Genomic DNA, 21,318 nt, shown 5'->3' with positions numbered 1-21,318 from the left:
ATTAATTGCCGCTGGTTGCCGCGTTCACCGGATCCGCGGAGCAGCCGAGGTCTGTCGACATACTGGCCGCCATGTGGCCCGGCATACCACCCGGTGTGTTCAACGCACGGGCGAGCGAGACCTTCGGTCAGTTTCGCCATCAGCTGACCGGAGCCTCCCCAAACGCTCCGGTCCACCTACCAGGAGCAGTGTTGAACACCCACCCCGAAGCCGAGCGCTCGCCCCAGCCCCGGCCGCCGTCGTCGTCCGACCTCAAACGGTGGCGTCAGTACCTTGCCGACGAACGAGCGGAAGCCGACACTTACCGTTACCTTGCCGAACGCCGCGACGGCGAAGAACGCGACATCCTGCTGGCCCTGGCCGAAGCAGAAGGCCGCCACGAAGCCCACTGGCGGGAGCTGCTGGGTGAAGAGGCCAACCGGAGAACCCGCGCGTCCCTGCGCAACCGTCTGCTCGGATTCCTGGCCCGGCGGTTTGGATCGGTGTTTGTCCTGGCGCTGGCCCAGCGGGCCGAAGGCCGCTCCCCCTACGCTCAGGATCCCAACGCCACGAGCGCCATGGCCGCCGATGAACAAATCCACGAAGAAGTCGTGCGGGGCCTGGCCACCCGCGGCCGCAACCGGCTCTCCGGCAACTTCCGGGCCGCCGTGTTCGGCGCCAACGACGGGCTGGTGTCCAACCTCGCCCTCGTGATGGGCATTGGCGCCACCGGCGTGTCCAGCGGCTTCATCCTCTTCAGCGGCTTGGCCGGCCTCCTGGCCGGCGCGCTCTCCATGGGAGCGGGCGAATACGTCTCCGTACGTTCCCAGCGCGAACTCCTCGAAGCATCCCGTCCCACCCAGATCACGCTGGCCGCCGCCAAATCCCTTGATATTGATGCCAATGAGCTGGTGCTTGTCTACCGGGCGCGGGGCATGTCTCCGGAAGCCGCAGAACACCGTGCGGCCGAGCGCATGGGCCTGTACAGCTGCGACTGTGACCCGAGCTTCTCGCTAAATCCCGAAGCTGCCGTGGAGGGCGTGGACGAGCATGAAACGGTGGGCACCGGAATCGGAGCCGCAACCTCCAGCTTCTGTTTCTTCGCTTCCGGCGCCATCATCCCGGTCCTGCCCTACATCTTCGGGCTCACCGGGCTGACCGCCGTCATCATGTCCTGCGTTCTCGTAGGCCTGGCCCTGCTCATCACGGGCGGCGTGGTGGGTTTGCTGTCCGGCGCCTCACCCCTGAAGCGGGGACTGCGCCAGCTGGCGATCGGCCTGGGAGCAGCCGGCGCCACGTACCTGCTGGGCATGCTGTTCGGCACCGGCGTGGCCTAGGCTTCCCCCATGAATACTTCTGTGCCCCTCCTCCCGCTCCGCAGCGGCGCCCTCATCCCCCAGATCGGGCTGGGAACCTGGCCCCTCGACGATGATCAGGCGGCGAGCGCCGTGGAAACCGCCATCAGTCTGGGCTACCGGCATTTTGATACCGCAGAGAACTACCGCAATGAGAGGGGTGTGGGCGAGGGCCTGCGCCGCAGCGGCCTGGACCGCGCAGAAGCTTTCATCACCACAAAGTTCAACAAGGAATGGCACAGTTTCGACGGCGTTCGCCGGGCAGTGGAGGCGGCCGTCCAACGGCTGGGAACGGACTATGTGGATTTGCTGTTGATCCACTGGCCCAATCCCGCACAGGACACTTATGTGGACGCTTTCCGAGGTATGCGGGCCGTCCAGGAGGAAGGCCTGGCCAAAGCCGTAGGCGTCTCCAACTTCAAGCCCGCCCATCTGCAGACGCTGGCCGATGCCGGTCTGGTTCCGGAAGTGAACCAGATCCAGCTTGACCCCTACCGTCCGCGCAGGGATGTCCGGGAGGCCAATGCCAGGCTCGGGACGGTGACCGAGGCATGGAGCCCGCTGGGCAAGGGCAGCCGGCTGCTGGAGGATCCCCTGCTCGGCACACTTGCCGCCAAATACGGCAAGACACCGGCACAGGTGGTGCTGCGCTGGGATATCCAGTCCGGCATCGTGACCATCCCCAAGTCCGCCAACCCGGAACGGATGGCGCAGAATCTGGACATCTTCGATTTTGAGCTCGATGACCAGGAGATGACAGCGCTGGACACACTGGAAACTGATGCTCCAGTGACCGATTCGGACGTCTTCGGCCACTAGCTCCCGGGGTTTTCCACAGGCGGGAAGCTCCCGTATCCGAGGCTAACCGGACCGGTTAGATTGAGCTGACCGGCCAGCCGCCGGGCATCGGAAGGGGAACTCGTGGCCGCCTACAACATTGACACCGCTGCGGTCATGGCTGCCCTGCAGGACACGGAAGCAGAGCTCGCTTCGCTGGTCACCCAACAAACAGATCTCCAGTGCGGGGTGGACGCGGTCACAGCCTCGCTCGGCGTCAGCCCGGTGGCACGGGCTTTCACTAACTTTGCGGCCGAAACGCTGTTCCATGACCTCCGTTCCGGACTGGTCAGCTCGGACCGCACCGTTCGGTCCGTGAAGGCTGCGGTTGCCGAGTACGTCGCCGCCGATGAGGAGATGCGCAGGCGCGCCGAGGCAGCGGCAGCAGCTGTGCCGGCTGCCGGTTCCGGCAACCCGGGGAAAACGCTGCCCGCTGTCTTTCCCGGGGCCGTGCCGGAGGCGGGGCCGCGTGTCGAGCCGGATCGAGGTTCGGTGGTTCCGCCTGCTGTTCCCCGGCCCCGGCCGTTGCCGTCACCGCCCCCGGGCAAAGAGCCGGAGCCGGAACGCGGAGCTGTTGTGCCTCTGCCCGGACCGCCGCCCTGGAAGCCCGTCTGGCCGCGTAAGCCCCTTCCTGTCCTGCCGAACCCGCTGCTGAGAATCCCGTACTGGTGGATGCAGCTGCCGTGGTGGCGGCGTCCGCCGTGGTGGCTGGGCCCGCCACGGTGGATGCGTCCTCCGTGGTTCCCCGGGCTGCCCCGGTGGCCCCACGGGCCCGGCATACACAGATCTCCCTGGCTTTGGGGATTCTGGCCGGTGCCGGGCTGCCCCTGTCCGCATCGGCTGCCGGACGTGGGCTTCCTGCCTCCTCCGGATTATTACTACCCCCTGGTCCCGCTGGAGGTTCCCCGGGTGGGCACAGAGCTGCCCGTCGCGCAGATGCTGATTGGCCGCCAGACCATACCCGCCGACGCCGAGACTCCGGCTGTATACGATGCCGGCCCCGGCAGCCGAAAGTGGGGACTGACATGAGCACCTCCATCGACCTGACGGCTACGGCGGGCTTGCCGGCCCCCTCGGAGCTTGAGGAAAGCGCCGCGGCCATCCTGCACCGGGGTTCCATCATCAACGATTCCCTTCAGCGGGCGCATGCCAGGTGGTCGCTTTTGGCCGATGCCTATGAAGCCCCCGAACAGTTTCAGGTCCGCGGCGGCATGGACCTGCCCCGCACCGCAGGGGAAGCAGTACTGCAAGCCGCTTCCCATGCAGCCTCGGCGCTGAGGGCCTTCGCGGGCGCTGTCGAAGAAATCCACCGGAAGCGCCTTGAGCTCCAGGCCGAAGCCGGTGAGCTTCTGGAAGAGAACAACTGCCCCGCACCAACCGGCGCTTTGCCTGCCGGAAACGTCCCGACCAGTCTTCCCGCGCTCCTTCTGCAGAGCAGAGCGGACCAATTGGCCCTGGAGCTGAGCGCCGCTGAAGATGAGTGCATGCGTGCCTTGGCACGGTTGGAGCGCAGCCACGGTGCCGAGCGGCGGGGACTGTAGCGGGCGGGGTTCCTGCCTCTGATTTACCTGAGCTCCCGATCACAAAGGTGCTGTGTGTTTCCACACCCCGCCCCCGGCCGAGATCGGCACAGGTCCGCGGATGTGAGCCTTTTTTGGGCAATTTCCGGACAATTTTACTCCTGCGCAATTTGACTTGAATGTACAACCGGGAAAGCCTAAGAAGGACTACGCATCACTACGTATCAGGTGCGGAAGAAACGCAGAAGAGGGGCAGCGTCGCTTTCATCACCCGGTAAAAGCCATGCCCGCAGAGTTTATGCCTGCAAATTCCGGGACCAGCCGCCTCATCCCAGCCGCCCGAAATATCCTTACGAATACCGGGCATTCTTCCGTTAATATCTAGGAAGGCCTATGGCTAACACGACTGAAATTCCCCCCGCCATCCCGGGGGAAGACGCCCTGATTGCAGAAGCTGATCCGGACCAGGAACTGCTCCAGCAGCTCCTGGAAACCGAACGGGCGCATGAAGCTGCCCGCCGGGCCGACGTACCGGCCAAACTGGACAAGGTCCTTTTCGGAATCACCGGTGCACTGGCCATTGCCTTCATCCTGTGGGGATTCTTGGGCGGTGATTCGCTGGCCACGTCGTCCCAGACTGCTCTGGACTGGGTCATGGCCAACACCGGCTGGCTGTTTGTCCTGCTGGCGTCCTTCTTCGTGGTTTACGTCCTGTGGCTCGCCCTGGGCCGTTTTGGCAACATTCCGCTGGGCAAGGACGATGAGGAACCGGAGTTCAAGACACTGTCCTGGATCTCCATGATGTTCGCTGCCGGCATGGGCATCGGCCTGATGTTCTACGGCGTTGCGGAACCGCTGTTCCACTACGTTTCGCCTCCTCCCGGCACCGTTGACGGACAGACTCCGGAAGCCCTGCGCACGGCCATGGCCACTTCAATGTTCCATTGGGGACTGCATCCCTGGGCCATGTACGCAATTGTTGGCATCGCCATGGCTTACGGCAGCTACCGGCTTGGACGCAAGCAGCTCATTTCCTCCACCTTCACCTCCCTCTTTGGCCGGGCACGGGTTGACGGTCCACTGGGCAAGCTGCTGAACGTTTTTGCCATTTTCGCGACTCTCTTCGGCACCGCGGCCTCCCTTGGCCTGGGCGCACTGCAGATTGGCAGCGGCATGGAATCAACCGGCTGGGTCGACACCGTCGGCGCCCCCATCCTGGTTGGCATCGTCGCGATCCTGACGGCGTGCTTCGTAGGCTCAGCCATGTCCGGGATCTCCAAGGGCATCCAGTGGCTCTCCAACATCAACATGGGCCTTGCACTGCTGCTGGCGATCGTCGTTTTTATCGCCGGCCCCACCCTGTTCATCCTTAACGTGATTCCCTCCGCCATTGCCGACTACGCCGGCAACATGGCCGAGATGGCGTCACGCACCGAGGCCGTCGGCGACGAATCCATGCGTGCCTGGCTCTCCGGATGGACCATCTTCTACTGGGCCTGGTGGCTTTCCTGGACGCCGTTTGTTGGCATGTTCATTGCCCGCATCAGCCGCGGGCGGACCATCCGGCAATTTGTCAGCGGTGTCCTGCTGGTTCCTTTTGTGGTCACCGTCCTCTGGTTCTCGATTTTCGGCGGCGCCGCCATCGGCACGTCCCAGACTGCCGCTCCGGGCGAGGCAGATGCCCTGACGGCGGCTGCCGGCTCGGACGCAGCCCTCTTCGAGCTGTTTGCCCTGCTGCCCATGCCCAACCTGATTGCTGCGGCCGTCGGTATCCTGGCCATGGTGCTGGTGGGCATCTTCTTCGTCACCGGTGCGGACTCCGCATCCATTGTGATGGCATCCCTGAGCTCCAACGGGTCTGACAAGCCGGCCCGCGGCGTCGTCATCTTCTGGGGTGTCCTGACCGGTGCGGTGGCGGCGGTCATGCTCCTGGCGGGAGACGACGCCGATCCGTCAACGGCGCTGGCTGCCCTGCAGCGGATCACCATCGTGGCGGCGCTGCCGTTCGCGCTCGTCATGCTGCTGATGACCGTTGCCCTCGCCAAGGACCTGACCCGCGACCCGATGGCCCTGCGACGCCGGCTGGCCAGGTCAGTGGTTGAACGGGCTATCGCCTCCGGTGTGGATGAGCACGGCGGATCGACCTTCGACCTGTCCACGCATGAGCACGAGGCCACCACGCACGACGCCGCCACCCCCGCCCCCGTGCCCGCGCGTTCAGCGCAGGCCGGAACGCCAGCGGGCGACGGCGGACCGCTGCGCCCGCGCAGCTAGCCAGCAGAAGCTGAGGCCCGCGCAGCATTATTCTTGAGAATGCTGCGCGGGCCTCTGCTGTCTCGGCTGGAGGCAACAGCTCATGTGAAGGCGGAAGAGTACTTGACGACAGAACCTGGCTGAAGACTCCCCGGCAGCGGGAACCGCTAATTCCCCTAATTTGGCCCCAATTTGGCCGTCTTCCTTGCGGTACCTCAATCCTCTGCATAGCCTCCCACAAGTTACCGAATGGTAACTCGTTCCACGCCATGCTTTGCGACAATCACGCACAGAGACAATGAGGTCCCTATGAGGAAGCATCTTGGTATTCTGGCCGCAGTTGCAGGACTGCTGGGGTCATCCCTGGCAGCGGCTCCCGTCGTCTGGGCGGCACCGGCTCCAGCACCCGCCGTCCGCACCGACGTCGTCATCACGAGTTTTGACGGCACTCCCATCCACACCAACTTCTTTCCGGCCGCGGGTCTTGCCTCCGGCCAGCAGGCGCCCACTGTAATGGTCGGGCCCGGGTTCGGGCTTCCCGGCGGACGCCTCCCCGTCACTTCCACCAGCACACTCATCGGTTCCATCGGCATCGCTCCCCTGCGCGATGCCGGATACAACGTAGTGACCTGGGACCCGCGCGGCTTCGGCCTCAGCGGCGGCGAGGCCTACATCAACAACCCGCAGTACGAGGGCCGGGACGCCCAGGCCATCGTGGATTACATCGCGGCCCAGCCCGAGGCCCGCCTGGATGCCCCGGGGGATCCGGTACTTGGCATGGCAGGTGCTTCCTACGGCGGCGGCATCCAATTTGTCCTGGCGTCCCAGGATCCGCGCGTAGACGCCATCGCCCCCACCATCGCCTGGAATGACCTGACCACCAGCCTGTACAAAGAAGGCTCGTTCAAGACCGGCTGGGGTGCGTTGCTCTGCGCCGAAGGCACCGCGCTGGGCCAGCTGGGTTCGCTCGTTGGCAACCAGGGCGCACTGTCCGCGCCTGTGCGCAAAGCCTGCAAGGAGGGGCTGACTTATCCGAACCGGCTCAGCTCCGAATCCGTGGCGTACTTCGCCTCGCTCACCCCGGACGAGATGTTCACGTCCATCACGGCACCGACCCTGATCATCCAGGGCACCGCGGATACCCTCTTTACGCTCTCCGAAGCCACCCGCAACTATGAACTGATCAGCAGCGCCGGCACCCCCACCAAGATGCTGCAGTTCTGCGGCGGTCATGGTCTGTGCAACTCCACGGCCGGACCGGACCGCATCACTCCTGCGGTGCTGAACTGGTTCGGCAAGTATCTGCAGAATGCACCGGTGGATACCGGAGCGGCGTTCGAGTTCATCGACCAGTTTGGGGTAACCCGGGCGGCTCCGGGTTACCCGGCAGCCACCGGGTCGCTGACCGGGTCCGGTAAGGGTCCGCTGCTGCTGACGCCGGCTGCCCTCAGCGGCGCGGTTGTTGCGGCGGCCGTGGCGCCGTCGGCGGTCAACGTGCCCATCAGCGCGCCGGCGGTGACGACGTCGGTCTTTGGAGCTCCGCAGCTGACCCTGACCTACCGCGGATACGCACCCCGGGGGAACACCCATGTGTACGCGCAGATCATAGACAGGGCCCGGGCGTCGCTGGTGCTGGGCAACCAGGTCACCCCGGTTCCCCTCATCCTGGACGGCCGGGAACGCACGGTGACAGTGCCCTTGGAAGAGGTGTCCTACACCGTAACGTCCGCCAGCAGGCTGGTGCTGCAGGTGACGCCGGCAACGTCCGTCTACGCACTGCCGAAGGCGACGGCCCTGACCAGCTTCACGGCGTCGGTCACGGTGCCGACGGTTGGCGCCTACCCTGTGGTTCCCTAGGTCTTCTGCCCTGCCATGCGGTAACAGCGGCAGAGGACTCTGCCGCTGTTACCGCATCCAATGACGCCATGAACTCGAGGTCCCGCCATGACCGCCGCTCCATACCCCTTCGGAGCACCGTGCCGGATCGAGACACTTCAGCCCGGCGCCGGCTACTTGGTGCCGGCGGCGCGGAGCTGTGCTTCCACCTGCTCCAGGCTTCGGCCCCGGGTTTCGGGCATGAAGTGCTTCACGAACACAATCGCGCAAAGGCCCAGCGCCACGAAGATGAAGAACGTGGTGGATATTCCGAGGCCGGCCATCAGCATGGGGAAAGAAAAGCCGACGGCGAAGTTCGCCATCCACTGCACGAAAACGGACAATCCCATGCCCAGCCCGCGGACCCGCAGCGGGAAGATTTCGGCGATCATCAGCCAGGTGACCGGAGAGATGGAACCCTGCTGGAAGGCCAGGAACAACACCGTCAGGGACAACACCACGAAGCCGCGGGCCGTCCCCTCGGGCATCGTGATGGAGGCGACACCAATCAGCAGCAGCGTCGTGGAGGTGCCGATCAGGCCGGTGATCAGCATGGGACGGCGGCCCACCCTGCCCAGCAACCAGATGCCCAGGATCGCTGCGGCCACCGAGACGACGCCGTTGGCGATGTTGGCGGTGAGCGCGGCTTCGGTGCCGAATCCGGCGTCGGCGAGGATCTGCGTCCCGTAATACACGATGGCGTTGACCCCGGTGATCTGCTGGACCACGGACATGCCCATGCCGATCAGCAGCACCCGGAACAGCCAGGGTTCGGCGAAGTCCTTGAAGGAACCGCGCCGGGTGTCTTCGCCGGCGCCCAGGGCGCGGACGCCGTCGTACTCGGACTGTGCGTCTTCAGTGCTGCGGATTTTCTGCAGCACCGCCATCATCTGCGGGTAGCGTCCCTGCGCGGCGAGCCAGCGCGGGCTTTCCGGCACAAACTTCATGCCGATCCACAGGGCGATCGCCGGTACCGAGGCCACGGCCAGCATCCACCGCCAGACGTGGGTCTCCCCGCCCCATGCGTTGCCGATGCCGGCGTTGACCGTGAAAGCGGCCAGCTGCCCGGTGACGATCATCAGCTGGTCCCGCGTCACCATTTGTCCGCGCCGGTCAGCGGGAGCAATTTCGGACAGGAACATGGGCACGACGGCGGATGCTCCGCCCACGGCCAGACCCAGCACCACGCGGGCCACCACCATCAAACCCACGGTGGGGGCAGCCGCTGTACCGAGGGCACCGGCGAGGAAGACTGCGGCCAGGGCCATCAACAGCCGGCGGCGGCCAAACCGGTCAGCGAGCTGGCCTGCGGCCAGGGCACCAAAGGCTGCTCCGAAAAGAAGGCTTGAAGTAATCAGGCCTTCCGTGAACGGGGTCAGGCCCAGATCCTCCGTCATGAAGGGCAGCGCCCCGTTAATGACACCGGTGTCATAGCCGAACAGGAAGCCACCGAGGGTGGCAATCCAGGAGGCACGCCCCAGCACACCGCGGTGGCGGTTTCGGCCCTGCCGTGCGGAGGAGGCGGCGGTAAGAGTTGTGGACATCACGTTCTTTCTGGATATAGCCAAGCGCACAAAAACCCCCGCCCGCCGGAAAGTACTCCGGCGGACGGGGGCTGATGCGTGCGTGTTAGAGCGCTGCGTAAACTTCGCGCAGCAGGGTGGCGGTCTCGGACGGCGTCTTGCCGACCTTCACGCCGGCAGCTTCAAGAGCTTCCTTCTTGGCCTGAGCGGTTCCTGCGGAACCGGAGACGATGGCGCCTGCGTGGCCCATGGTCTTGCCTTCGGGAGCGGTGAAGCCGGCCACGTAGCCGACAACCGGCTTGGTGACGTTGGCCTTGATGAACTCGGCGGCACGCTCTTCGGCGTCGCCGCCGATTTCACCGATCATGACGATGGCCTTGGTCTCCGGGTCAGCTTCGAATGCGGCCAGCGCATCGATGTGCGTGGTGCCGATGACGGGGTCGCCGCCAATGCCGATGGCGGTGGAGAAGCCCAGGTCACGCAGCTCGTACATCATCTGGTAGGTCAGGGTGCCGGACTTGGAGACCAAGCCGATCGGGCCCTTGGAGGTGATGTTGTTGGGGGTGATGCCAACCAGTGCTTCGCCCGGGGTAATGATGCCGGGGCAGTTCGGGCCGATGATGCGGGTGACCTGGTTGCCGTCGGCATCCACCTTGGACTGGGCGTGGGCCCAGAACTCAGCGGAATCCTGGACGGGAACACCTTCGGTGATGACGACGACGAGGCCGATGCCGGCGTCGATCGCTTCCATGACGGCGTCCTTGGTGAAGGCCGGCGGCACGAAGACGATGGAGACGTCTGCGTTGGTCTTGTCCATGGCCTCGGTGACGGTGCCGAAAACGGGCAGTTCCACGTCGCCGTGGGTGACCGTGGTGCCGGCCTTGCGGGCGTTAACGCCGCCGACAACCTGGGTTCCGGCCTTGAGCATCAGGGCGGTGTGTTTGGTTCCTTCGCCGCCGGTGATGCCCTGAACGATGACCTTGGAGTCCTTGTTCAAAAAGATAGACATAAGGGGATTCTCTTTCTAAAGGTTCGACAGGCTCTGGATCAGCGAGCGGCGTAAGCGAGCTCGGCAGCCTTGTCGGCGCCTTCGTCCATGGTGGTGGCCAGCGTGACCAGCGGGTGGTTGGCTTCGGCGAGGATGCGGCGGCCTTCTTCGACGTTGTTACCGTCCAGACGGACGACCAACGGCTTGTTGGCTTCGTCGCCCAGGATTTCCAGGGCCTTGACGATGCCGTTGGCGACGGCGTCACAGGCGGTGATGCCGCCGAAGACGTTCACGAACACGGACTTGACCTGCTCGTCGTTCAGGATGACGTCCAGACCGGCGGCCATGACGGATGCGGAAGCTCCGCCGCCGATGTCCAGGAAGTTGGCCGGCTTCACGTTGCCGTGCTTCTCGCCGGCGTAGGCGACGACGTCGAGCGTGGACATGACCAGACCGGCGCCGTTGCCGATGATGCCAACCTGGCCGTCAAGCTTGACGTAGTTGAGGTCATTGGCCTTGGCCTTGGCCTCGAGCGGATCGGCAGCGTCCTTGTCTTCCAGCGCGGCGTGGCCGGGCTGGCGGAAGTCTGCGTTTTCATCCAGGGAAACCTTGCCGTCGAGGGCAACGATGTCACCGGCGCCGGTGCGCACCAGCGGGTTGACCTCCACCAGGGTGGCGTCTTCCTTGACGAAGACATCCCACAGCTTGAGGATCGCGTTGACGACGCCTTCGCGCAGCTCCGGCGCGAAGCCGGCGGCGTCGACGATCTCTTCGGCCTTGGCCTGGTCGATGCCCACGGCGGGGTCAACGGCAACGCGGGCCAGAGCGTCGGGGCGCTCTACGGCGAGGACCTCAATTTCCATGCCACCTTCCACCGAGCACATGGCCAGGTAGTTGCGGTTGGCACGGTCCAGAAGAACGGAGAAGTAGAACTCCTCGGCAATGTCAGCGCCCTGGGCGATCATCACGGTGTTGACGGTATGGCCCTTGATGTCCATTCCGAGGATGTCGGAGGCGTACTGGAACGCCTCGTCAGCGGTCTTGGCGACCTTGACGCCGCCAGCCTTGCCTCGGCCACCGACCTTGACCTGTGCTTTGACGACAACTACGCCGCCAATCTTCTCGGCTGCAGCTTTTGCTTCTTCAGGAGTGTGCGCCACGATTCCGGCAAGCACGGGTACACCGTGCGCCTCAAAAAGATCGCGCGCCTGATATTCAAACAGGTCCACGGGCTAGTGTCCTTCTACGTCGAAGTAGGTTTACATTCGATCAAATGATCGCAGAAGCAGATGCATGTAGCCGGTCTGCCTCTCTGGAACTTTAGTCGCTCAGCGCTCAATGCCGTCCATAGACTACCGCTTTAGTGATTAAGCGCACACTTCTATGGTTTGTAGAAATCCGCTGCCGTGGAGTATGAGGCGCAGATTACTTTCCCCTAAGACTCCTTTGTCAACGGCGCATACCTCAGCAGCAGGCGCTTCTCGCCGACGTCGAACTTCACCTTGGCGACCGTCTTGTCGCCGGAGCCTTCCACCGCGAGCACCGTTCCGTGCCCGAAGGATGTGTGGTTGACCTTGTCCCCCGGCGCCACTGAAATGACTTCCTTCTGCGGCTGCACCCGCCCAATGGCCTTGGCAACGGGAGCAGCGGAAATGTTGCCGCCGGTGCCGGAGCCCGACGCGGACCCGGCACCCCAGTGCGAGCCGCCGTACCGGCTGGACCCGGCTCCGGAGCTCCCGCCCCAGGCGGGCCGTTCCATCCCTTCGCGCTTCCACTCGATCAGTTCCCCGGGGATCTCCCCGACAAACTGGCTGGCGGGGTTGTACTGGCTCTGCCCCCACATGCTCCGCACTTCAGAACGCGTAATGTAGAGGCGCTTCCGGGCACGGGTGAGGCCCACGTAAGCGAGCCGCCGTTCTTCGGCCAGCTCCGCAGGGTCGGTGGCCGAACGCTGGTGCGGGAAGAGCCCCTGCTCCATGCCGGTCAGGAAGACCACCGGGAATTCCAGGCCCTTGGCGGTGTGCAGGGTCATCAGTGTTACCACGCCCTGGCGGCGGGACTCCTCGACGGCGGCTGCCACTTCCTCGGCCGAGCCTTCCGGCGCGTCGGGGATGGAGTCGGCGTCCGCCACCAGGGAGACCTGCTCCAGGAACTCCCCCAGCGACCCCTCGGGATTGTCCTTCTCATATTCGCGGACCACTGCCACCAGTTCGGCAAGGTTCTCCACCCGCGATTCATCCTGCGGGTCAGCGGAGGAACGCAGCTGGGCCAGATAGCCAGTCTGTTCAAGCACGGCTTCCAGGGCGGCCGCGGCACCGGAGCCGGACGCCACCTCGGACAGGTCATCGATGAGCTTGACGAACCCGTTGACTGCGTTGAGTGACCGGGTGGCCAGCCCCGGGGCCTCGTCCGCCCGCCGCAGGGCTGCCATGAAGGAAATCCGCTCCCGCTCGGCCAGGGCCGCTACGGCATATTCGGCGCGGTCGCCGATGCCGCGCTTGGGCTCGTTCAGGATCCGGCGCAGGTTCACGACGTCGTCGGAATTCACCAGCACGCGCAGGTAGGCCAGCGCGTCCTTGATTTCCTTGCGCTCGTAGAACCGGGTGCCGCCGACCACCTTGTAGGGCAGCCCCACGCGGACCAGGACGTCTTCGAGGGAACGGGACTGTGCGTTGGTCCGGTAGAACACCGCGACGTCGCCCGGGCGCAGACCCTCTTCATCCTGCAGCCGGTCAATTTCCTCGGCAATGAACCGGGCTTCTTCGTGTTCGTTTTCCCCGACGTAGCCAATAATCTTCTCGCCGTTGCCCTCGGCCGTCCACAGGCGCTTTTCCGGCCGGTTCGGGTTGCGGGAGATGACGGCGTTGGCTGCGTTCAGGATGGTTTGCGTGGACCGGTAGTTCTGTTCCAGCAGGATGGTGCGCGCTGTTGGATAGTCCTTCTCGAAGTCGACAATATTGCGCACATCGGCTCCGCGGAACGCGTAAATGGACTGGTCCGAGTCACCGACCACGGTGAGCTCGGCCGGCGGGATGTCCTCCGTGTTGTGTTCACCGGGCACACCCACCAACTCCCGCACCAGCGCATACTGCGCATGGTTGGTGTCCTGGTACTCGTCCACGAGGATGTGGCGGAACCGCCGGCGGTAATACTCGGCCACGCCGGGGAACGCACGGAACATGTAGACCGTCTGGGCGATCAGATCGTCAAAGTCCATGGCATTGGCCGACCGCATGCGCTCCGTGTAGCCCTTGTAGACATCGGCGACTGCCTGCTCAAACGGATCGGAGTAGTTGGCCGAGGCGGCAAAGGACTCGTCGTCGATCAGTTCATTCTTCAGGGCGGAGATCTTGTGCATGATCATTTTGGGCGTGAATCGCTTGGGGTCCAGATCCAGGCCCTTGGCCACCAGCGTGATCAGGCGCAGCGAATCCGCGGAGTCATAGATGGAGAAATTGGAGTTCATGCCCACGGATTTGGCCTCCCGGCGCAGGATGCGCACGCAGGAGGAGTGGAACGTGGAAATCCACATGGTCTTGGCGACGCCGCCAACCAGCGTTTCGATGCGCTCGCGCATTTCCGCCGCGGCCTTGTTGGTGAACGTAATCGCCAGGATCTGGCCGGGGTTGGACCGTCCCGTGGCCATCAAATAGGCAATGCGGTGGCTGAGCACCCGCGTCTTGCCTGACCCGGCTCCGGCCACGATCAGCAGCGGTGAGCCCGCGTGTTTGACGGCTTCTTCCTGCTGCGGATTCAGGCCCTGCAGCAGGTCTGCTGCCCGCTTTTCATCCACGCGCGACGGCGTGTGCGGGCGTTCGACGTCGCCGCGGCCGTTCTGCGAAGGAGAGTCCGCGGCGGAATCGGCGGCGGCGGAACCTGGCTTGCCGGCGTCGGTCTTGGCGGCTGAAAAGTACGGATCAAAAAGATAGTCCATGGTGTTCTTAAGTCTAGGCGCTGGCGCCGACCATTCCGGCGCGGGCCTTTTGCCGTGGCGGGCTGCGCCTGACCGGCCCCGTTCAGGCCCGTATGAGTGCGCCTTCGATTTCGCGTACCGCCGACGCCCTACCCGCGATGTGCCACCGGAAACCGTTCACCTCAACCACGGCCGTGCTTCCGCCGGCGGCCCGCACAATGGCCTTGCCCGGCAGCCAGTCCCACTCCGGGCAGCTGTGCTGGAACCAGGCTCCCAGCCGGCCTGACGCTACTCCCCCGAGGTCGCAGGAACCCGAGCCGAGCATGCGGATGGTGGCAGCCCGTGAGGCCGCAGCGGTCCAGGGACCGACCACTTCGGGGCGGAGCAGCCAGGTGGGATGCAGGTAGGTTCCGGCGCTGAGCCGGTCCAGGGATGCGTCTTCCAGCGGCGGAACCGGATCACCGTTGAGGGTGGCGGGGTGTCCCTCGCCGCCGAGCCACAACCTGTCTTCCTGCGGCTGGAAAATGGCTCCCAGCAGAACGTCAGGATCACCGTCCAGTGATTCCGGCTCGTCCGCCTTCAGGGCAATCGCGGAACACCAGTACGTGGATCCGGCAAAGAAGTTATAGGTCCCGTCCACGGGGTCGATCACCCAGGATCTGCCGGAGGTGCCCGTAACGCTGGCACCTTCCTCCCCCACTATTCCGTCATCGGGGCGTAGCTCGCGGATCCGCTCCACCACCAGCTTTTCAGCAGCATGGTCCGCCGCGGTGACGACGTCGGACACGGTGGTCTTGGCGGTTGCGGTCAGCCCCTCCGAGCGCATGCGCAGGGCCAGTGCCCCGGCATCGCGCACCAGGGAAGCCGCGAGGGAGAAATCTTCGTTCGTCGCGTGAACACTCATTCGGCCAGCCTATCGGGCGCCATCACCTAACCAAAGGAACGGCTGCCGGCGGCCGGCCGGCCGGCTCAGGCTTGGGCGGCTGCGGCGGCGGGTGTTTCCGGGACTCCGTCCGCGGTGGCCGCCGGCATGAGCGGCACGGCGGGTCCAGCTGAAGGCTGCGGGACGGCAGCGTGCGGTGCCGCAGCTTTTCCGGCCCGGCGGACCGTGCGCATGATGGGCCGCTCCAGCCAGATCCAGGAGCAAATAGCCGGCAGGAACGTGAGGACTCCCGCAATGATGATGTAGGCGGGCAGCCCCCGTTCATGCAGCCCGTACAGCGCCAGCAGCTGCTGGACCGGGAAGGTATAGATCGGCCGCTGCGCACTGCGGCCATACTGTTAAGCATGGGAAAAACTCCGGCACAGCGGGCCGCCAAGCACGGCGAGAATGCAGTCGCCCCGCCGCATACAGCGAATATGGCCACTCCGCCCTCCGGGCAGCAGGCCAAGTCCAACGCCAATCTGATCCTGGTGGCGGCGGTTGCCACCACTTTATTCATGTTCTTCTACCTGCACCTGCTGGTCCTGGATCAGATGACGCAGCTCTCCGGTGGCATGGCCATGCCCGATTCGCTGGTGGGCGGCTACAGCATGGAGTACCTGGCGGACCTGCGCTCGGTCATGGACGCCGATGCCCTCGGCCAGCTCAGTTATGTGCACAAGACAGCCGGCACCATCTTTCCCCTGATCTTTGGCTTCACCTGGCTGCTGATCATCGGGCTGAACGCCCGCGGACGGGTCAAACGCTGGATTCTGTGGGCCGCCCCCATCCTCTTTGTCATTGTGGATCTGTGGGAAAACGTTGCCATTGACGCGGCTCTTGGCGCGGACACCCTGACCAGTGCCGATGCGACCCTGGCCAGCGCCCTGACGATTGCGCGCTGGGTCCTGTTTGCCCTGAGCCTGCTGGCATCGCTGGTTGCCGTGTTCAGCAAACGCCGTCCCCCCGCGGCGGACAGCCAGGCTTCGACGAAAGCCTAGCCGCCCACGACCGACTTCAAGCAGAAAAGTGCCTGTCCGGATAGTCCGGACAGGCACTTTTGTTTCTTACGGGTGAACCGTCAGCGGGTGGTTGCCCGATGCGCGCCGGCGGGTGCAGGCAGGGACTCCGATCCCGAATCATCACTCGAGGCAGGTGCCTCGTGCCGGCCTCCCGTGCCGGCTTTGCCTGCCGGATTGGACGGCCACCAGAACTTGTCGCCCAGGATGAAGGTCAGCGCCGGAACGATGACCGTGCGCACCACCAGGGTGTCGAGCAGGACGCCGATCGCCACGGTGATGCCCACCTGGGTCAGGGTGACCAGCGGCAGCACACCAAGGACAGCGAAGACGGCAGCGAGCAGGATGCCGGCACTGGTGATCACGCCGCCGGTGGAGCGAAGGGCGCTGAGCATGCCCTGCTTGGTACCCATGGTCATGGCGTTCTCTCGGGCCCTCGTGGTCAGGAAGATGTTGTAATCCACACCCAGTGCCACAAGGAAGATGAACGAGTACAGCAGCGTCAGCGTGTCCAGTGCCGGGAAGCCGAGCACGTTCACGAACAGGAACCAGCTGATGCCGGTGCTGGCGACGAACGTGAGGAGAACCGACGCGACCAGCAGCACCGGGGCCACGATGCTGCGCAGCAGGACCAGCAGAACGAGGAACACCAGGATGATCACCGAGGTGACCACCAGCGTCAGATCATGCTGGTTTGCTGACAGCTGGTCCACGCGTTCGGCGGCTTCCCCGCCCACCAGCGCTTCATATTCAGGGGTTTCCGCCAGATCGTTGCGCAGGTCTTCAATGAAGGCGTTGGCCTCGGCAGTGCCGGGCTCATACTGGTCAACAACGTCGATGCGGCTCACGCCGTTGTTTTCGGAGACCACGTCGGCGCTGGACACGCCCTCAACAGCGGCGAGTTCTTCCGCCGCGGCTTCCGCGGAATCGGTATTCACCAGGACAATGACCGGTGAGGTGGAGCCGGCGGGGAAGCCTTCGGCAAGGGTTTCGGCTGCGGTGACGGCCTGCGGCTTCTCGGTGAACTGTTCGTTCTCGCTGAGGCCGATCTGGACGTTGAACAGGAGTGCGCCGGCCGCCAGCAGGACGACGACGGCGGTTCCGGCGATGCGCTTGGGGGCACGGGCCGTGGCCTCTCCGAGCTTCCCCCAGAATTTGCCTTCGCGGGCTGCGTCGCCGACCTTGGGCACGAACGGCCAGAAGAGCTTCCGGCCCAGCAGTACCAGGGCTGCGGGCAGGATGAACAGGGCGCTGAGGATGGCCAGCACAATGCCGGTGGCTGCGGAGAAGCCCAGGCCGCGGTAGCTCAGGGTATCGGTGAAGAGCAGCACCAGCAGGGCCAGGATAACCGTGCCGCCGGAAGCGATAATCGCTTCCCGGGTGCGGGTGAGCGCTTTGCCCATGGCCTGGTACTTGGACTCGTGGATGCGCAGTTCTTCGCGGTACCGGGCGATCAGCAGCAGGGCGTAGTTGGTGGCAGCACCAAAGACCAGCACGCTGGTGATGCCCACTGCGGACGGATCAACGTCGATTCCCACTACCGGCGCCAGCAGGTCCACCACCTTCAGCGCAGCCTGTTCGATGGTGGCCACCACGGCCAGGGGAACCAGCCAAAGCCACGGTGACCGGTAGGTGATGAGCAGCAGGAGCGCAACGACGCCGGCGGTAACGGTCAGCAGAATGAAGTTTGCTCCGGAAAAAACACCGGCGAGGTCAGCAGTGAACGCCGCCCCGCCGGTCAGTTCAGCCTTGATGCCTTCGGGGGCAGCATCCGAAATGCTTCCGCGGAGGCTTTCCACCTCGGCGGCAACGGCATCGCCGTCGTCCGCGGCCGCTTTCAGGGTGACCGGAACCAGACCCACCAGCTTGTTTTCCGACACGATCGGCGGCACCTGCGGAGGAGGGCCAACGGCCCCCAGCTCCGTGGCAGCGGCATTAATCTCTGCGATCGCAGCCTGATCGGCGTCGGTCAGTTCGCCGCCGTCCTCCCGGGACACCACGATCAGTGCGGTGGATGTCTGCGCATCGGGAAACTCTTCGAGGAGTTCGTTGACCTGCGTGGTTTGGTATTTGTCACTGAGGCCTCCGACGGTGGAGGCCTCGTTCTCCTGCGCTGGCAAAGCAAAGAGGCCAATGACGACCGCAAGGCTCAGCAGCAGCGTAATCCAGGCCGCTTTGGCCGACTTCACTATCCCTGCGTACATGCTCGCTCCTGGTGCACTAAAAATTGTCTCCAGCAAAAAGTATCTCACTTATAGAGATACTTCAATGTGGAGTTACAGTAGGACCGTGGAAGAAATAGATCTGCGGCGCAACATCATCAACGCCATCCGCGGCATGAGCCTTGACGGGCAGCGCGTGGCGGATACTTTCGCGCACCGGCACGGACTCAATAACACCGATATGCGGGCATTGACCCTCATCATGGAGGCTGAGCTGAAGCATGAAGCTCTGACGGCCGGCCGGCTAAGCGCCAAGCTGGGCACTTCCACCGGAGCCACCACTGCGGTGATAGACCGGCTGGAACGGATCGGACACATCCACCGCAACCGGGACCATGCGGACCGCCGGAAAGTAACCCTGCATTTTGAACCGCTGGCGATGCAGCTCGCGGGGGCGTACTTCGGGCCGCTCGGAGCGCTCACCGACGAGGTCATGAACCGGTACACCACAGAGGAATTGACAACTGTCCACCGGTTCATGGAAGACATGCGCACTGCCTATGCTGCTCATCAGGCCGCGTTGGCCGATCCTGTTCCGCCGGCGGCAACAGAGCCCGCCGAACAACACGGACCGTAATGCCTGCAACAACACCGCCGCGGAAACAGGTAAGCTGATAACCGCCTGCCGGCCAGTCCGGCAGTCCGCCCTCGTAGCTCAGTAGGATAGAGCGGCCCTCTCCTAAAGGGCAGGTCGTCGGTTCGATTCCGGCCGGGGGCACTTTTTCTGCCCGGACACTTTTATGCCCGGACACTTTTTCTGCCCGGGCACTTCTGCCCGGGCATGTCCTCACGATGCCGTCGGGCGCTTCCCCGCCGACACGGCGTCCACATCCGCGGCAGGCGTTGTTTCCACCGCGAACTGCGTGCCGTGAAGTTCCGCATAGCGTCCCCCCAGCGCCAGAAGCTCAGCGTGGGTGCCCTGCTCCGCGATGAGGCCTCCCTCGATCACCAGAATCTTGTCCGCGTTGCGAATGGTGGACAACCGGTGCGCAATGACGACGGCGGTGCGGCCTTCCAGCGCTTCCCCGAGGGCAGCCTGTACGGCGGCTTCGGATGTGGAGTCCAAAGCCGCAGTCGCTTCGTCCAAAATGACGATCCGGGGTTGGGCCAGCAACAGCCGGGCGATCGTCATCCGCTGGCGCTCTCCGCCCGACAGCCGGTAGCCGCGCTCCCCCACCATGGTGTCCAGACCGTCGGGAAGGGAACGGATGAGGTCCTCGAGGCGGGCGCGCCGCAGCGCATCCCACACCTGTTCCTCGCTGGCTTCCGGATTGGCCAGGAGCAGGTTGGAGCGGATGCTTTCATGGAACAGGTGCCCGTCCTGGGTGACCATTCCCAGCGCCTGCCGGATGGAAGCGAAACTGACGTCCCGGACATCGGTGCCGGAAAAGCGCACGGCCCCGGAATCGACGTCGTACAGCCGGGAGAGCAGCTGGGCGATGGTGGATTTGCCGGCACCGGAAGTGCCCACCAGGGCAACCGTCTGGCCCGGCTCCACCCGGAACGAAATGCCGTGCAGCACTTCTTCGCCGCCGCGGGAATCCAGCACCGCAACATCCTCCAGCGACGCCAGCGACACTTTGTCCGCCGTCGGATAGGCGAACCGGACGTCGTCGAACTCCACAGCCAGCGGACCCTCCGGAACCGGAACCGGGTTCTCCTTCTCGCGAATCAGCGGCTTGAGGTCGAGGATTTCGAAAACGCGCTCGAAACTCACCACCGCGCTCATGATTTCCACCCGGGCATTGGCCAGCGACGTCAGCGGTGCGTAGAGCCGGGTCAGCAGGAGCGCAAGCGTCACCACATCGCCTGTGTCCAGCCGCCCGGTCAGGGCAAAGTAGCCGCCCAGCCCATAGACCAGGGCCAGAGCCAGGGCGGAAACCAGGGTCAGAGCAGTGACGAAAACTGCCTGCATCATGGCCATTTTCACGCCGATGTCCCGCACCCGGGCTGCCCGTACCGAGAACTCGGTGGATTCCTGCTCCGGCCGGCCGAACAGCTTCACCAGCGTGGCACCGGGTGCCGAGAACCGCTCAGTCATCTGCGTGCCCATGGACGCGTTGTGGTTGGCCGCCTCACGGCGCAGCGAAGCAAGTTTTCCGCCCATGCGGCGGGCGGGGATCAGGAACACCGGCAACAGCAGCATCGCCAGGACGGTCACCTGCCAGGAGGTGTTGAGCATGACGATCAGCGTCAGGACCAGGGCCACGACATTGCTGACGACGCCGGAGAGGGTTCCGCTGAAGGCCTGCTGGGCTCCAATGACGTCATTGTTCAGCCGACTGACCAGGGCACCTGTCCGGGTGCGGGTGAAGAAGGCGATCGGCATTTTCTGCACATGATCAAAGACGGCAGTCCTTAGGTCCAGGATGACCTGCTCGCCGATCCGCGACGAGAACCAGCGGGTAGCCAGGGACACCGCAGCATCCGCCACTGCCACTGCCCCGATGAGCCCCGCCAATTGGATGACCACGCCCGTCGCCGAGCGCGCCACGATGGCATTGACAACTTCTCCTGCCAGCACCGGCGTGGCAACTGCCAGAAAAGCACCAAGGGTGGACAGCAGGATGAAGCCGATCAGTTGCTTCTTGTAGGGAGAAGCAAACGTGACTATCCGCTTGAGGGTTTCCTTGGAGATCTTGTTGGTGCTGCCCTTGGCGGTGGAGATTTTATGAAGAGAACTCCAGGCCGCGCTTTCCATGCTCATGATCTGTCCTTATGTTGTTGACCCTCTCCAGCTTAAGCCTCGGCACTGACACCGGAGGCCGGGTCCAATGTCCCGGACAGCGTCTCCAACCCTGGGCCCAATGGAACCAAAACCCCGCAGTGACGGCAGACACACCAATAAGTGTGCGCGCTGGTAGGATTCCTTTCGCCGGGTCCTCCTCGGGAGCTCGGCACACAACGAAAGG

At 64.4% G+C, this 21,318-nt stretch carries 15 protein-coding genes and 1 tRNA gene; 9 read left to right on the top strand and 7 right to left on the bottom strand.

Features of this window, described 5'->3' with window-relative positions; all coding sequences use genetic code 11:
* Positions 1–191 precede the first annotated feature (191 nt).
* The 6 genes from CXQ89_RS17040 to CXQ89_RS17015 all read left to right on the top strand — a co-directional run bounded on the left by CXQ89_RS17040 (position 192) and on the right by CXQ89_RS17015 (position 7,801).
* Positions 192–1,316, top strand: coding sequence for a VIT1/CCC1 transporter family protein (locus CXQ89_RS17040; protein ID WP_207348529.1), 1,125 nt, complete (start codon positions 192–194; stop codon positions 1,314–1,316).
* A 9-nt stretch (positions 1,317–1,325) separates the two neighbouring features.
* Complete coding sequence (locus CXQ89_RS17035) at positions 1,326–2,153, top strand: aldo/keto reductase (protein WP_104162143.1); 828 nt, start codon at positions 1,326–1,328, stop codon at positions 2,151–2,153.
* A 102-nt stretch (positions 2,154–2,255) separates the two neighbouring features.
* Entirely contained in the window at positions 2,256–3,200 is a 945-nt protein-coding gene (locus tag CXQ89_RS17030) for a DUF6507 family protein (RefSeq protein ID WP_104162142.1), read from the top strand.
* Entirely contained in the window at positions 3,197–3,712 is a 516-nt protein-coding gene (locus CXQ89_RS17025; protein ID WP_104056137.1) for a hypothetical protein, read from the top strand. Before CXQ89_RS17030 ends, CXQ89_RS17025 begins: the two co-directional genes overlap by 4 nt.
* Before the next feature lie 372 nt (positions 3,713–4,084).
* Positions 4,085–5,965: a BCCT family transporter gene (locus CXQ89_RS17020; protein ID WP_104162141.1), complete on the top strand. Its 1,881-nt coding sequence runs from the start codon at positions 4,085–4,087 to the stop codon at positions 5,963–5,965.
* A gap of 288 nt (positions 5,966–6,253) precedes the next feature.
* Positions 6,254–7,801 carry an alpha/beta hydrolase gene (locus CXQ89_RS17015; RefSeq protein WP_207377617.1) on the top strand — a complete coding sequence of 516 codons (1,548 nt, stop codon included), beginning with the start codon at positions 6,254–6,256 and terminating at the stop codon, positions 7,799–7,801.
* 152 nt (positions 7,802–7,953) lie between these two features.
* Here the strand turns inward: CXQ89_RS17015 and CXQ89_RS17010 are convergent, their stop codons facing one another.
* The 5 genes from CXQ89_RS17010 to CXQ89_RS16990 form a co-directional block, all read right to left on the bottom strand.
* A complete protein-coding gene (locus CXQ89_RS17010) occupies positions 7,954–9,363 on the bottom strand; it encodes a sugar porter family MFS transporter (RefSeq protein ID WP_104162139.1) in 1,410 nt (469 codons plus the stop codon).
* An 85-nt stretch (positions 9,364–9,448) separates the two neighbouring features.
* A complete protein-coding gene (sucD, locus tag CXQ89_RS17005; RefSeq protein WP_104056130.1) occupies positions 9,449–10,351 on the bottom strand; it encodes a succinate--CoA ligase subunit alpha in 903 nt (300 codons plus the stop codon).
* Positions 10,352–10,389: 38 nt separating this feature from the next.
* Positions 10,390–11,559, bottom strand: coding sequence for an ADP-forming succinate--CoA ligase subunit beta (gene sucC / locus CXQ89_RS17000; RefSeq protein ID WP_104056128.1), 1,170 nt, complete (start codon positions 11,557–11,559; stop codon positions 10,390–10,392).
* 206 nt (positions 11,560–11,765) lie between these two features.
* A complete protein-coding gene (gene pcrA, locus CXQ89_RS16995; RefSeq protein WP_104162138.1) occupies positions 11,766–14,264 on the bottom strand; it encodes a DNA helicase PcrA in 2,499 nt (832 codons plus the stop codon).
* A gap of 82 nt (positions 14,265–14,346) precedes the next feature.
* Positions 14,347–15,147, bottom strand: coding sequence for an inositol monophosphatase family protein (locus CXQ89_RS16990; protein ID WP_104162137.1), 801 nt, complete (start codon positions 15,145–15,147; stop codon positions 14,347–14,349).
* Between the two features lie 383 nt (positions 15,148–15,530).
* Here CXQ89_RS16990 and CXQ89_RS16985 point away from each other — a divergent pair, with 383 nt between their 5' ends.
* Entirely contained in the window at positions 15,531–16,166 is a 636-nt protein-coding gene (locus CXQ89_RS16985; protein WP_104056120.1) for a hypothetical protein, read from the top strand.
* A gap of 80 nt (positions 16,167–16,246) precedes the next feature.
* Here the strand turns inward: CXQ89_RS16985 and CXQ89_RS16980 are convergent, their stop codons facing one another.
* A complete protein-coding gene (locus tag CXQ89_RS16980; RefSeq protein WP_104162136.1) occupies positions 16,247–18,388 on the bottom strand; it encodes an MMPL family transporter in 2,142 nt (713 codons plus the stop codon).
* A gap of 85 nt (positions 18,389–18,473) precedes the next feature.
* Between CXQ89_RS16980 and CXQ89_RS16975 the strand changes: the two genes are divergently transcribed.
* Both CXQ89_RS16975 and CXQ89_RS16970 read left to right on the top strand, forming a co-directional pair.
* The gene (locus CXQ89_RS16975; protein WP_219815637.1) at positions 18,474–18,983 is read left to right on the top strand and encodes a MarR family winged helix-turn-helix transcriptional regulator; all 510 of its coding nucleotides are present in this window, start codon (positions 18,474–18,476) and stop codon (positions 18,981–18,983) included.
* 67 nt (positions 18,984–19,050) lie between these two features.
* A tRNA-Arg gene (locus tag CXQ89_RS16970) sits at positions 19,051–19,124 on the top strand.
* A 69-nt stretch (positions 19,125–19,193) separates the two neighbouring features.
* On the opposite strand, the gene CXQ89_RS16965 is transcribed toward CXQ89_RS16970, so the two are convergent.
* Positions 19,194–21,113 (bottom strand): ABC transporter ATP-binding protein, encoded by a 1,920-nt coding sequence (locus CXQ89_RS16965; RefSeq protein WP_104162134.1) that lies wholly within the window; start codon positions 21,111–21,113, stop codon positions 19,194–19,196.
* Positions 21,114–21,318: the final 205 nt, after the last annotated feature.

Source organism: Arthrobacter sp. ZGTC212 (assembly GCF_002929255.1).
Classification (GTDB): Bacteria; Actinomycetota; Actinomycetes; order Actinomycetales; family Micrococcaceae; genus Arthrobacter_B; species Arthrobacter_B sunyaminii.
This window is presented reverse-complemented; position numbering and strand designations above follow the sequence as displayed.

What these genes read in the sequence shown, in the direction of transcription:
- CXQ89_RS16990 (WP_104162137.1), bottom strand. Translation starts at nt 15,147, where the DNA reads ATGAGTGTTCACGCGACGAACGAAGATTTCTCCCTCGCGGCTTCCCTG.
- sucD (WP_104056130.1), bottom strand. Translation starts at nt 10,351, where the DNA reads ATGTCTATCTTTTTGAACAAGGACTCCAAGGTCATCGTTCAGGGCATC.
- CXQ89_RS17020 (WP_104162141.1), top strand. Translation starts at nt 4,085, where the DNA reads ATGGCTAACACGACTGAAATTCCCCCCGCCATCCCGGGGGAAGACGCC.
- CXQ89_RS16985 (WP_104056120.1), top strand. Translation starts at nt 15,531, where the DNA reads ATGGGAAAAACTCCGGCACAGCGGGCCGCCAAGCACGGCGAGAATGCA.
- CXQ89_RS17010 (WP_104162139.1), bottom strand. Translation starts at nt 9,363, where the DNA reads ATGTCCACAACTCTTACCGCCGCCTCCTCCGCACGGCAGGGCCGAAAC.
- CXQ89_RS17015 (WP_207377617.1), top strand. Translation starts at nt 6,254, where the DNA reads ATGAGGAAGCATCTTGGTATTCTGGCCGCAGTTGCAGGACTGCTGGGG.
- CXQ89_RS17035 (WP_104162143.1), top strand. Translation starts at nt 1,326, where the DNA reads ATGAATACTTCTGTGCCCCTCCTCCCGCTCCGCAGCGGCGCCCTCATC.
- CXQ89_RS16965 (WP_104162134.1), bottom strand. Translation starts at nt 21,113, where the DNA reads ATGAGCATGGAAAGCGCGGCCTGGAGTTCTCTTCATAAAATCTCCACC.
- pcrA (WP_104162138.1), bottom strand. Translation starts at nt 14,264, where the DNA reads ATGGACTATCTTTTTGATCCGTACTTTTCAGCCGCCAAGACCGACGCC.
- CXQ89_RS17025 (WP_104056137.1), top strand. Translation starts at nt 3,197, where the DNA reads ATGAGCACCTCCATCGACCTGACGGCTACGGCGGGCTTGCCGGCCCCC.
- CXQ89_RS16980 (WP_104162136.1), bottom strand. Translation starts at nt 18,388, where the DNA reads ATGTACGCAGGGATAGTGAAGTCGGCCAAAGCGGCCTGGATTACGCTG.